The 13,206-nt window shown below is 44.3% G+C and carries 12 protein-coding genes; 6 read left to right on the forward strand and 6 right to left on the reverse strand.

The window, feature by feature from the left end; genetic code table 11:
• Positions 1-294 precede the first annotated feature (294 nt).
• The 3 genes from C0J08_RS08330 to C0J08_RS08340 all read left to right on the forward strand — a co-directional run bounded on the left by C0J08_RS08330 (position 295) and on the right by C0J08_RS08340 (position 3,370).
• Complete coding sequence (locus tag C0J08_RS08330; RefSeq protein WP_212655684.1) at positions 295-1,443, forward strand: GNAT family N-acetyltransferase/peptidase C39 family protein; 1,149 nt, start codon at positions 295-297, stop codon at positions 1,441-1,443.
• Positions 1,444-1,569: 126 nt separating this feature from the next.
• Entirely contained in the window at positions 1,570-2,178 is a 609-nt protein-coding gene (locus C0J08_RS08335; protein ID WP_212655685.1) for a GNAT family N-acetyltransferase, read from the forward strand.
• A 115-nt stretch (positions 2,179-2,293) separates the two neighbouring features.
• Positions 2,294-3,370: a threonine aldolase family protein gene (locus C0J08_RS08340; RefSeq protein ID WP_212655686.1), complete on the forward strand. Its 1,077-nt coding sequence runs from the start codon at positions 2,294-2,296 to the stop codon at positions 3,368-3,370.
• On the opposite strand, the gene C0J08_RS08345 is transcribed toward C0J08_RS08340, so the two are convergent.
• Entirely contained in the window at positions 3,371-4,192 is an 822-nt protein-coding gene (locus C0J08_RS08345) for a helix-turn-helix transcriptional regulator (protein WP_212655687.1), read from the reverse strand.
• A 184-nt stretch (positions 4,193-4,376) separates the two neighbouring features.
• Here C0J08_RS08345 and C0J08_RS08350 point away from each other — a divergent pair, with 184 nt between their 5' ends.
• A complete protein-coding gene (locus tag C0J08_RS08350; RefSeq protein WP_212655688.1) occupies positions 4,377-5,315 on the forward strand; it encodes an SPFH domain-containing protein in 939 nt (312 codons plus the stop codon).
• 2 nt (positions 5,316-5,317) lie between these two features.
• Positions 5,318-5,779, forward strand: coding sequence for an NfeD family protein (locus C0J08_RS08355; RefSeq protein ID WP_212655689.1), 462 nt, complete (start codon positions 5,318-5,320; stop codon positions 5,777-5,779).
• 79 nt (positions 5,780-5,858) lie between these two features.
• Here C0J08_RS08355 and arsJ read toward each other — a convergent pair whose 3' ends face one another.
• The 5 genes from arsJ to C0J08_RS08380 form a co-directional block, all read right to left on the reverse strand.
• On the reverse strand, positions 5,859-7,082 hold the full coding sequence (gene arsJ, locus C0J08_RS08360; RefSeq protein WP_212655690.1) for an organoarsenical effux MFS transporter ArsJ: 1,224 nt from the start codon (positions 7,080-7,082) through the stop codon (positions 5,859-5,861).
• 40 nt (positions 7,083-7,122) lie between these two features.
• On the reverse strand, positions 7,123-8,130 hold the full coding sequence (locus tag C0J08_RS08365) for an ArsJ-associated glyceraldehyde-3-phosphate dehydrogenase (protein WP_212655691.1): 1,008 nt from the start codon (positions 8,128-8,130) through the stop codon (positions 7,123-7,125).
• A 35-nt stretch (positions 8,131-8,165) separates the two neighbouring features.
• Positions 8,166-8,510: a metalloregulator ArsR/SmtB family transcription factor gene (locus C0J08_RS08370; RefSeq protein WP_212655692.1), complete on the reverse strand. Its 345-nt coding sequence runs from the start codon at positions 8,508-8,510 to the stop codon at positions 8,166-8,168.
• A 210-nt stretch (positions 8,511-8,720) separates the two neighbouring features.
• Complete coding sequence (locus C0J08_RS08375) at positions 8,721-9,572, reverse strand: universal stress protein (RefSeq protein ID WP_212655693.1); 852 nt, start codon at positions 9,570-9,572, stop codon at positions 8,721-8,723.
• A 168-nt stretch (positions 9,573-9,740) separates the two neighbouring features.
• Complete coding sequence (locus tag C0J08_RS08380; RefSeq protein ID WP_212655694.1) at positions 9,741-11,231, reverse strand: SulP family inorganic anion transporter; 1,491 nt, start codon at positions 11,229-11,231, stop codon at positions 9,741-9,743.
• Positions 11,232-11,674: 443 nt separating this feature from the next.
• On the opposite strand from C0J08_RS08380, the gene C0J08_RS08385 reads away from it, so the two are divergent.
• Positions 11,675-13,206: retention module-containing protein (locus tag C0J08_RS08385; protein WP_212655695.1), on the forward strand; the 1,532-nt coding region annotated here is incomplete at its 3' end.

Below are 13,206 nucleotides of genomic sequence, written 5' to 3' on the forward strand. Positions count from 1 at the left end.
ATATTGCGCTTAATTTATGAATTTAACAATAGGCTAAAAGATCTTTTTACGACGATTGCGCTTGATATTTTTTGGTTAAAAATGGGCTCTCTTTCACTTTTTTCGTGACATCAAAAGTGCGTTTTTGTATGAAAAAATAAATTGTTTTCTTGATGAATAAATAAACTATCTTTTAGAGAAATTTAGCCCTAGAATTCGCAAAAATTTACATCGTCTGATGGTGGCTTTTCGTCTTTGATGTCTAACCGCGTATTTGACGATCCTTGCGACCTTTTGCCCTTTCGAGGCGATGCCATGAATACACCTACCGCTATTTCAACTTTGTCTAACATAGATATTGGTTTGGCCCATTTAAATGATCTTAAGGCTTTATTAGCGATAGAAGAGAGCGCTTTTAAAGGGGATCGTTTGAGTCGCCGCAGTTTTCGTAACGCGATCACCAGTAATGGCTCTGCGCTCTTTATTGCAAAGGGGGAAAGTGGTGATTTACTCGGCTATGCCTTATTACACCTGCGACAGGGTACTCATTTGGCGCGTTTATATTCGCTGGCTGTATCGCCTAATGCGCGTGGTCTTGGTATTGCGAAGTTATTGGTGCAAGCCTGTGAAGAAAAGGCTCTCAAAAAAGGCAAGATGTTGCTGCGTTTGGAAGTCAGTGATGTGAATCATAATGCGATCGCCTTGTATCAAAAGATGGGCTACAAAGAATTTGGCCACTATGATGCTTACTATGAAGATCAAACTGATGCGATTCGTATGCAGAAACGTCTTCGCTACGCTGGTGGTGAGCAAAATACTCGTGCGATTCCTTGGCTAGCTCAGGGCACACCTTTCACCTGTGGCCCGGCGTCCTTGCAAATGGTGTTGTCTTCAATGCATCCAGATTATCAAGCGACACCACACGATGAGCTGGAAATTTGGCGTGAAGCGACGACTATTTTTATGACATCTGGTCATGGTGGTTGTCATCCTATGGGATTGGCTTTGGCCGCGAAGAAACGTGGCTTGTCAGCGGATGTTTGGTTAAGTGAGGCTGGTCCGTTATTTGTTGATAGTGTCCGTAACGAATTAAAGAAAAGTGTCATCACTCGTGTGCATGAAAGCTTTGCTCAGCAATGTGAGGAAGTTGGTGTTCCTCTGCATTATGCTGCAATGCCATTGGAACAATTGATTGAAGCCTTTGATAAGGGCGCCTTAGCAATTATCTTGATCAGCACTTTTCGTATGGACGGTAAAAAATCGCCCCATTGGGTTGTCATGTCTGGTTACGATGAACATTGTATTTTGGTGCATGATCCAGATCTAGATGATGACAAACAATTGCCTGATGATCCGCCAAGCCCACTGGATTGTCAGTTTGTGCCCATTGCCCGTGATGAGTTTGAAAAGATGTCACGCTTTGGGCAAAGCCGTTTGCAGGCTACAGTGGTGTTAAGGGTTTGATTTATGAGATCGATTCTCATTATTGGCTTTTGCTCAGTCCCACGTTACACTCTTGATCTATGCTAGATTTTATTTCTAAGTGATTGACCTAAAGACCATTTAGGTCAATCCATTTTGGGCTTTATGATGCAAGATATTTTTACCCCTCGTTTACAGCTAAGACGTTTCACCGTGTCGGATGCGGCTGATTTATTTGACTACTTATCTAACCCCAGAGTGAATTGTTTTATCGATGGCAAAGTGTCAACGATGGAGCAGGCCATCGTTGAGGCTGAAAAGCGCAGTCAGGACGATTCATGTCTCGCGGTTTGTTTGCAAGAAACGGGTGAAGTGATTGGCGACCTATTTCTGCATGAAGATGATATGCATGGCGACCCTTCTAAAAGTGGTGAATCTCAAGCCTCATCGAAATTAGAGGAGAAAACCTGGTCTGCCGATACCTATTCGGTCGGTTGGAACTTCAATGCCAAGTATGAAGGCAAAGGTTACGCCAGCGAAAGTGCAATGGCATTGCTCGATTACTTATTTATGCAGAAAGGTGTTCGACGCATTTATGCCTATGTGGAGGATGATAATGTTCGTTCTCAAGCTTTATGTAAGAAGCTCGGGATGCGTCAAGAAGGGTGCTTTATGGAGTTTGTGACCTTTGTTAATCATCCTGATGGCACGCCCAAATATGAGAATACCTTCCAATATGCCATTCTTAAAAAAGAGTGGCTACAACGAAACCACTAGGTTCAAATAATTTCGTCCGAATGACTATTCTGCACAAAAATCCAAGCGATCATTTTTAAACGCTGTCATGATATTACTCACTGATCTGGAATAATCTTATTAAAGGAGTGGTTCAATGAAGGTTGCGTTTACCAGTGACAATATTGCCGGTGCTTCAGAGTTTGTTTTCCAAGCTATGATGGAAGCGTCACAAGGCGATGCCATGCCCTACGGTAATGATGATGGCACGGCGCAAGTTACCCGTATGTTGTCGGAGCTTTTTGAATGCGACGTGGATGTCTTTTTGGTTTCTACGGGAACCGCCGCGAATGTTTTAAGTATTAGTGCGTTAACGCCACCATGGGGCAGCGTACTGTGTCACACAGAAAGTCACTTATTAAACGATGAATGTACGGCTCCAGAGTTTTATACCAATGGGGCGCGCTTTGTTGGGGTTGGAGGTTCTGATGCGAAGATGGATCCTGCTCAGCTTACGAAATTAGTCAGTCAAAAAATTGGTGATGTGCATTCTTGTCAGCCATCGGTGATCAGTTTGTCACAAGTGACCGAAGTGGGCAGCGTGTACTCGTTAGAAGAGATTCAAGCCATTACCGATGTGGCGAAAGAGGCGGGGTTGCCTGTTCACATGGATGGTGCACGTTTTGCTAATGCTTTGCTGGCTTTAGGTTGTACGCCAGCGGAAATGACTTGGAAGGCAGGTGTGGACATTGTGTCCTTTGGGGCTACGAAAAATGGCGTCATGGCCGCAGAAGCCATTGTCGTGTTCAAACAGACTTTGGAAGCGAAAGGCATTTCGAGTGAAACAGTGGCAAAAGAGCTGGGTTATCGCCGCAAACGTGGTGGGCATTTGCATTCGAAAATGCGTTTGCTTTCTTCACAAATGATCGCCTATTTAACCAATGAGTTGTGGCGCAAAAATGCCACACATGCCAATGAAATGATGGCTTTGTTACAAGACGGCCTAAAAACCATTCCTGGGGTGAAAATTAACACGCCAGCGCAAGCCAATATGCTGTTCTGTACCTTGCCTACCGACATGATTGAACACCTTCAAGCTGAAGGTTTTGGTTTTTATGGCGGCCGCTGGGAAGAAGGCGTGATCAGGCTGGTAACCTCTTTTAGAACCCCCAAAGAAGGTGTTGAGGCTTTTATCGCTTCAGCAAAGGCGTTTGCAGCCCAAGAAAAAGCATGATTAAGAGCGATAGCTTGACGGTGCAACGCCAAAAGCTTGTTTAAACGCGCGATTGAAATGGCTTTGATCGTAAAAGCCGACATCGGCAGCGATGTCGGTGATTACCGCATTCGGTTTGGCTAATTGCGCACACGCTTTTTCCAATCTTAAGCGCATTAACCAAGCATGTGGGGCCAGCCCTGTTTGCTTTTGAAAGCGTCGAATAAATTGAAACCGTGTTAACCCACAAAGTTTAGCAAGATTGTTGAGTGAAATTTTGCTGGATATATTGGCTTCGCAATAGTCTCGAACGGTTCGAATTTGTTGTTCAGTTAGAGCTGGCATCTCTTGGATTTGTGCTTTTTTCTCTGATGCCAGTATTAGATTTGAAAGAGCTGAGGTCCATAAACTCTCTTTTTGAAGCTGGCTGGCGTGCTGACTCGGGGCAAATGCTCTAATGAGCTGGATAAAGGCTTGATTGTGACTTGGGTTGTCGATCACGGCAGGAGCAAGTTCGAATGGTGAGTCCTTATCCTGGCTATCCAGACGAATCGTTTGCATGAGTTCAATAGGAACTCGCACGGTTTTCAAATGGCGTTTGGTATTGTCTCGTCCAGATCCATCATGTACTTCACCTGGTGGCATTAAGCAAATTTGTCCCGGTAAAAGGTCTAGGGTGTTATGGTTTACGGTCTGGTGTTGGGAGCCATGGGTAACGAGACCAATGTGGTAGTCTAAGTGGTAATGGGGCTGAAAATGGAATTCACCTAGCGTCGCTTCACAAATAACCGTACCTGGATATTCAAGAATATGTTGATAGCGGAAGGACTCGGTGCTTGTCATAGTGCAAAGATCTCGTCAATTGTTCTATTTAGTCTGGTTTAGTTGATGACTTTTGCCCCATAACAGGGCTTACTTATGGTAGCGATAAATTTGTCGTTCTGCTTGTATTTTTGTGCGCGGTAATTCAGAGCAACGTAGAAAATTATAAGCCGTATATGTTATTGATAATTAAGGATTCATTGTTATGGAAGAGTTATTGGGCTATCTATTAAGCGTTCAAACTCTGGTACTTGTACTGGTGGTTTTGTTGCTAAAAACTTCGATTAAGTTTGTGCCACAGAATCAAGCCTATGTGATTGAGCGTTTTGGTAAGTATCAATCCACAAAGGAAGCGGGATTGAACTTTATCTTTCCTTTTATTGATCGTATTTCCGCAGATCGTACGTTAAAAGAGCAGGCGGTTGATGTGCCTGAACAAAGTGCCATTACCAAGGATAATATATCCTTGCATGTCGATGGCGTATTGTATTTCCGCGTATTAGACCCTTACAAAGCGACCTATGGCGTTGATAATTATGTTTTTGCTGTGACTCAATTGGCGCAAACAACGATGCGTTCTGAGCTAGGTAAAATGGAACTGGACAAAACATTTGAAGAGCGTGACTTGCTAAATACCAATATTGTGTCTTCTATTAATGATGCAGCAGGCCCGTGGGGAATTCAGGTGTTGCGTTATGAGATAAAAGACATCGTACCTCCGCAATCTGTCATGGAGGCAATGGAAGCCCAAATGAAGGCGGAACGTGTGAAGCGAGCGCAGATCTTGGAATCCGAAGGGGATCGTCAGGCAGCTATCAACCGTGCTGAAGGTGAAAAAGCGTCTGTCGTCCTAGCGGCTGAAGCCGAGAAAGAAGAGCAGGTGCTGCGTGCTGAAGGTGAGGCTAAGGCTATTGTGGCGGTTGCGTCGGCTCAGGCCGAAGCGCTTCGTCAAGTGGGTGAAGCGGCCGCGACTGAGGAAGGGCAAAAAGCGATTCAGCTTGATCTTGCTACGAAAGCCATTGAAGCCAAGCAAGCCATTGCCAAAGAGTCGTCTGTGGTGCTATTGCCCGATGGCGCAACAGAAGCCTCTGCTGTGGTGGCTCAGGCGATGACCATTATTCAGAAAATGACAAAAGGGAGCTAGCTATGGATATCATTGCCAATAATCTGGCGCAAAGCTTGTTTATTGTTGGTTTGATTCTGCTGGTCATTGAAGTCACCGTGTTAGGCTTTTCGACCTTTGTGCTTTTTTTCGTTGGCTTAGCTGCAATGGCCACAGGCGCTTTAGTGTACTTTGGTGTGTTGCCGAATAGTGTATTGAGTGCTTCTTTAAGCACCGGCGTGATTACAGCGGTTGCCGCTTTAATATTATGGCAGCCGTTGAAGCGTTTGCAGTCGGAAGTAAGCACAAAGAAAGCGAAAAGCGAGTTTACCGATCATCAGTTTATTCTCAAAGAGCCTGTGTCACCGACTTTGTCGCCTAAATATCACTACTCCGGTATCGAATGGTCTTTAATAAGCGAAGATTTTATTGAGGCTGGGACGAAAGTAGAGGTGACAGAAGCCGAAGTGGGTAAGCTGCATATCAAAGCGATAGGTTCTCATTAGTTACCGTTAGTTCTTATTGGAAGAAGCGTCAAGTGTATCGGTTGATAACCGAATAGGCTTGGCGTTTTTTTTATTTAAATCAAGGCGAAGATTTGTGGCAGGCTTTTTGTGGTAACCAAAATGAAATAACACTGGTGAGAAAAAGAAAACCACATGATACCCAGAGGCAAGCAATCAAACCGAAGTCTTGATATATCCAGCCAGACAAAATCGTACCTATGAGTCTACCCATGGCATTCGCCATATAATAAAAGCCCACATCCAAAGACACGCCATCTTCGCTGGCATAATGCACGATCAAATAACTGTGTAGAGATGAATTAACCGCAAATACCACCCCAAACAGGATAAGCCCAATGAGCAAAACCGCTAAAGTGTCATCGACGCTCTGTAAGCCAATGGCTATAGAGGCGGGAATGGCGGTTAGCAGTATTGCCCAGAATTTGGCCTGTGCGCCAGTTGGGTTCTGCTGTTTTGCTTTGCCTGTGACATGGGGGGCAAGGCTTTGCACTAGGCCATAGCCGATAACCCACAAGGCAAGAAAACTTCCCACCCGCCAGTGATCCCAACCAAATTGGCTAGACAAATAAACGGGTACAGCAATGACAAACCATACATCCCTAGCACCAAATAAGAAAAGTCGAGCGGCTGAAAGTAGGTTGATTTCACGGCTTTTAGACAGTATTTCTGAGAATTTAGCTTTGTTTTTAGATTTACCCAAATCGCCCTGCAGTAGGTATAGACTGCTAAGCCAGACAAGCGTTAATGTGAGAGCCATCACTAAAATGCCATGATGAAAACCTATCGTGCTCAATAACAGTCCGCCTAAGAAAAAGCCGACGCCTTTGAGCGCATTTTTTGATCCAGTGAGTAGGGCAACCCATTTGTACAAAGTGCCGCTAGCATTTTTAGGCACGAGGGTTTTTATGGCGCTTTTTGCACTCATTTTGTTGAGGTCTTTGGCTATGCCGGACAAGGCTTGCGCGGCCATGACCCATGGTACTGTTAAATATTGGTTCGGAAGTAGCAGCATAGAAAGAGCGATGATTTGCAGAGCAAGCCCAATATTCATAGTGCGATTAAGCCCCCATTTGGCTCCAAGCCAACCGCCAAAGAGGTTGGTGATAACACCGAAAAACTCGTAAAACAAGAAGAGCAAAGCTATGTCTAAAGCACCATAACCGAGCTGGTAGAAATACAGCACGACCAGCATGCGCAAAGCGCCGTCAGTTAACGTGAAACTCCAGTAGTTACCGGTGATGATAAGATACTGACGAACATTGGTGGGTAATTTTGACAGCATGGATTGTTTACTTCGCTCTTACTTTGTTTTTGCTAACAGGCTATTTATCGAGTTGGCCAACTTTGTACATCAGCTCTGCTGTGCGGTTAGCATAGCCCCATTCGTTGTCATACCACACGTAGAGTTTGACTTGGGTGTCGTTAATGACCAAAGTGCTAGGGGCGTCAATGATGCAAGAACGAGGATCTGTACGGTAATCAATGGATACCAGCGGGCGTATTTCATAGCCCAGAATCCCCTTTAGTTCTCCTTCACTGGCAGTTTGTAGTAATTGATTGATCTCTTCTTTTGATGTTGGGCGTTTCATTTCGAATACGCAGTCAGTTAAAGAAGCATTGGTCAAAGGTACTCGGACCGCATGGCCATTTAGTTTACCCATCAGTTCTGGAAATATATGTGTAATGGCGGTTGCTGAACCTGTGGTGGTGGGAATCAAACTACTGCCACAAGCGCGAGCGCGACGTAAGTCTTTGTGTGGGGCGTCTATGATAGTTTGCGTATTGGTGATGTCATGAATGGTGGTCATAGAACCATGCTTAATGCCAATGTTTTCTTGTAGCACTTTGACGACTGGTGCAAGTGAGTTAGTGGTGCATGAGGCGGCAGTGACGATTGAGTGTAGGCTGGGAATGTAGTCCTTGTCATTTACACCCATAACAATGTTTATGACACCGTCTTCTTTGACTGGTGCTGTGACGACAATGCGTTTAACACCTTGGTCTAAATAGGCTTGTAAAGCCGCTTTGGACTTCATTACGCCAGTGGCTTCAATGACGACATCGCATTGTGACCAGTCTGTTTCTGCTATTGCGCTGTGTTGAGTACAAGCGATGCTTTTGCCATTTACTATAATATTGTTGCCTTCAACTCTTGCCTCATTGTGCCAGCGTCCATGAATTGAGTCGAAGTTAAGTAAGTGGGCTAGCGTAGCTGCGTCGCCTTTTAGATCGTTTATTTTTACAAATTCAACATCTTCCCAGTCAAAAGCTGCTCGGAAAGAAAGTCGTCCCATACGACCAAAGCCGTTTATTCCTACTTTAATAGTCATTATGTTGTCTCAAATAAATGATGAAAATTGTTTTATTAACAGCAAGAACCCGTTCGTTTGGGTCTGCCATTCATGGTTTCGAGTTGGTCTACATTGTCTTTTAACCACAAAATTTGATTGTCTAATGTGATCTGTAAAACACTTCTAGCCCAATGAGGTAAGTCAGGATGTAACTGATAAAACACCCATTGTCCTTGTCGTCGATCACTTAGCACGCCATTCTTGCGTAACTGGGCAAGGTGACGAGAGATCTTAGGTTGTGTTTGCTTCAGAGCTTCGGTGAGTTCACAAACGCATAATTCCTGATATTGGGTAATCAACAATAAGCTTCGCAAACGGGTGTCATCGGCAAGCGCTTTATAGAAATGTTCCGGGGTCATGGAAAAAGCCATCAGTTAATGTTGATCAAAGTGTATGCGGAAAATGCATATATATGCAAAACCATATATGAATTTAGTTTAAGATTTAACAAAAAATTCATTTATCACTTTGTTGTGAAAGTTTAGTACATGGTTGAGTGAAGTCTGAAATTAAATAGCAATAAAAAGGGCGAATTACATGGAAATCGCCCTTGAAAGGTATTGGTTTTTTTAACGCAGAACCAAAAGTGGAATGTCGCTTTCGATTATCATTTTGCTGGTGTTACTGCCAACAAAAAATTGACGTACTTTAGAATGGGCATAGGCTCCCATTGCCATTAGATCAATTTGATTGTCTTCACGGTATTGAGTCAGTACTGGGTAGATCTTGCCTGGAATGATAGAGGCGGTGACTTCAAAGCCTTCCTCTTCAAGAATTCGGTGTGCCTCTTCGAGTTTTTCACGCTTTTCTCGCGTTGCTTCTCCTGCCATGACTAGGTGGCAAGGTAAGCCGAGCAATAATGGACTTTGCGCAATACGTGCGATCGCATTGTCGGCCGCTTCTCGACCATCGTAAGCGATCATAAAATTGGTTGGTGCCTTAAACTGACCAACGCTAATTAGAATTGGACGATGTAAAGTGCGTGCTACCCGCTCAATATGGGAGCCAATTGTATGGGCGCTTTCAGTGTGATCAGTGCCGCAACGGCCAAGTACGATCAGGCGGGATTCTTCTTCGAGTTCGAGAAGATTTTCGACTAAGTCACCGTGGCGTTGAAGTAATTCGATTTGCTTCGCGCCGGCCTTATGAGCAAATTCTTTGGCGTTCTCTAAGACGAGTTTGCCGTGTTCTAAGGCAAGCTTGGCGCGTTTTGCATCCAATGCAACGAGCTCTTCTAATAGATGCTCTCGGCTGCCAAGTCCAATTGAACCAGAAAGGTCCTCATCCGTTCTTACCGTTTCTTTTTCGAGAGAGTGCATTAAGGTTAATGGCGAGCCCAATTGTTTCGCCGCCCAGACAGATGCTGTGGTGACGCACTCAGATAGAGAAGAACCATCGATACAGGCAATTACATTAGTCATATTGCACTCCTTGTTTAGGTCTTTGCACAACGACTGAGCCTGCCATTACTTTGTTAAAAAATAGACTGAAAATGTTAGCTTATCAGCTATGCTTTCTCGTTTATTTTTGCATTGTCTTGGCTTCGCTCGTAACCTTGTGCAAAGAACTTAATTATTATTCGGCGGCTATTAATGACCGCCCATTACTTTCTCAACTTCTTCAGGGTTATTGTGCACCCCAAATTTATCAACAACGGTTGCGCTGGCTTCGTTCATTCCAACGAGTTCAACATCAGCGCCTTCGCGACGGAATTTAATGACAACCTTATCCAGTGCGGATACGGCGGTAATATCCCAAAAATGTGCTTCAGTAAGATCAATCGTAACGCTTTCAACCGCTTCTTTAAAATCAAAAGACGCATTAAATTGATCTGACGACGCAAAAAACACTTGTCCGACTACTTTATAAGTGCGATGTCCTGTTTTGTCACCTTGTTCACTTTTTACGACCATAAAGCGACCAATCTTATGAGCAAAGAATAATGAAGCAAGTAATACTCCGACAAAAACACCGATCGCCAAATTGTGTGTGGCAACGACGATAGACACGGTTGCTAACATAACAATATTAGTTGATAGCGGATGTTTTTTCAGGTTGATAATGGACTCCCAAGAGAAAGTACCAATAGACACCATAATCATGACAGCGACCAAAGCGGCCATCGGAATCTGACCGATTAAGTCGTCTAAGAAAACCACCATGATCAATAGTAAGAAGCCGGCAATAAAGGTAGAAAGACGACCGCGACCGCCGGACTTCACATTGATGACGGACTGGCCAATCATGGCGCAACCCGCCATACCACCTAAAAGCCCCGATGCGATATTGGCTACCCCCTGGCCTTTACATTCACGGTTCTTATCACTGCTGGTATCAGTAAACTCATCCACAATGGTCGCCGTCATCATAGACTCTAATAAGCCGACAACCGCCAGACCTAATGAATAAGGCAAAATAATCCATAGTGTTTCAAGGTTAAGTGGAACATCTGGCCATAAGAAAATTGGCAGTGTATCGGGCAGTTCGCCCATGTCGCCCACTGTGCGAATGTCTAACCCATAAACCATTGCAAAGGCAGTTAGTACAACGATACAAATTAGTGGAGAAGGGAAAGCTTTACCGATAACAGGAAGTAATGGAAATAGATAGATGATTCCTAAGCCTGCCGCCGTCATCGCGTATACATGCCAAGTAACATTGGTTAGTTCGGGTAATTGAGCCATAAAAATCAAAATGGCCAAGGCATTTACAAACCCCGTTACGACGGATCGCGAAACAAATCTCATTAGTGCCCCGAGTTTTAAATACCCAGCAATAATTTGGAAAACACCTGTGAGCAGGGTTGCTGCCAGTAAATACTGCAAACCGTGATCTTTGACTAAAGTAACCATTAGTAGAGCCATTGCCCCTGTCGCTGCAGAAATCATGCCAGGACGGCCGCCGAAGAACGAAATGACAACAGCGATACAAAAAGAGGCATACAAACCTACTTTTGGATCAACGCCAGCAATGATAGAAAACGCGATAGCTTCAGGTATCAACGCAAGTGCAACCACAGTACCGGCGAGAGAATCGCCTTTAATGTTTGAGAACCAGTCTTGTTTTATCGTATCGATCATGTATTACCTTCTGAATAAAGTGGAGCAATTAAGCAGGTGCTATTTGGTTAGCAGTTTGCTCTATAGGCTTCTTATCTCGTTAACCTGTTTTATAAAAAATAAGCTCGGAATGTTACGCCATGATTTGGAGCTACATAAAAAGCTTCCATTAAGGCTCATTGAGTGAGTCAAGAGACTCCGAAAATAGGCATCGCGCAGCGTTGGATTCTTAAGTGTTTAAGATCTGTGCCCGAAAGTGTGCAAATTATAAAGAGTTGGCCTATGCATGGCAATCCTAATAGGACGCAAGAGCCTTGCGATTCATCGAGAAGAGTAAAAAGCAGAACATAAATAAGATGATTGTACCAAGGTACAATAGTCATCTTGGCTTTTCTGCCCTATCTTGAGAGTAATTATAGAACTAATACGACTTACTTTTAGTCTTCATTTTTAGGAAACGTATCATGAGCGACAGTCAAGTATCATTTGCAACACAAGGCAGCGCGATCGGTTTTATCTCCAAAATAACAGGTTCAGTGACCATTCAATCCATTGATGGTCAGGAACGAGTGGTGAAAGTGGGCGATCCGGTTTTCTTTGGTGAGACGGTATTGACTGGTGCAAGTGCTAGTGTGGTTATTTCCTTTGTGGATGGAACTGAAGTCGAGATTGGAAGAGAGTCGGTCGTTGAAATAACCAACGAAGTATACAACACTGGTGATAACGAAGAGTTGGTTGCAGACTCTTCAACTGATCCTAATGCACTACAGCAAGCAATTCTTTCTGGTCAAGACCCTACTCAAATTCAAGATGCTCCAGCCGCGGGCGATGCTCAAGCAGAACAAGATCGTTTTGATGTCGATATTGATAGAAACGATAATAGCGCCCAACCTACATTTGGTGCTGATTCCTTCAATGCACTACCAACTTTTGGCAATGACACGGATGTAAATAGTTTTGGTCGTGGTCAGCAAAATGAATCGACATATCAAGCTCCTTCTACGTCTACTAGGTCAAGTATTACGTCATCAGGAGAATCTACGCCTAATCCTTCAACTGTTAACCAAGCTCCTACAGTGGAAAATCAGCAGGCATCTGTAACAGAAGACTTAACAATAAGTGGAACGATCAGTGCCACTGACCTTGACCTTCCTGCTGACAAAACACTCACTTTCACAACGACTTCCACTGTAACTGGGTTAACGTTTAATAGTGATGGTAGCTATAGTTTTGATGCTTCTTCCTATGATGAGTTATCAGTAGGCGAGAAAAAAGAAATCTCAATAAACGTTATTGCAACTGATGATCAAGGAAGCCAAGGGACAGGTCAATTAAACATTACGGTTACTGGAACAAATGATGCGCCTGTTGCCCAGGCCTCCGCCGCAATTGTGCGAGAAGGCTCTATTGTCAGTGGTGCAGTTACCGCTGAAGATGTAGACCTTCCTGCTGATGCCTCTCTAACATTTACCCTTTCAGAAGAAGTGAAAGGCTTAACTTTTAATGAAAATGGCACATACCAATTTGATGCCTCTAATGAAGCCTATAGTAATTTGGCTGCGGGTGAGCGACTAACACTTAAAATCCCCGTAACGGTCACCGATGATCAAGGAGCAACCGACACCACAAGGCTTACAATTAATATTGTAGGTACAGACGATGCGCCAGAGGTTGCAGGCACGTTCACAGGTGCGGTGACCGAAGGTAACGAAGGTGATGCGGCCGTGACGGCGACAGGCACGATCAGCATCAGCGATGTGGATGCGGATGACAGCCCAGCGTTCGCCGACACCACAAGCCCAGTGCAAGGTACTTACGGTAGCCTGACTCTGGTAGACGGTGCGTGGACGTACACCTTGGATCAAAGCAAGGTTCAAGACTTGGATGGTGCGAAAGATGGCCAGCCAGCGGACCAAGTGACAGACACGATCACACTGACAGCCGATGATGGCACGACCCAAGACATCGTGATCACCATCACAGGTACAGACGATGC

The organism is Marinomonas sp. CT5 (assembly GCF_018336975.1).
In the GTDB taxonomy this organism is placed as follows: Bacteria; Pseudomonadota; Gammaproteobacteria; order Pseudomonadales; family Marinomonadaceae; genus Marinomonas.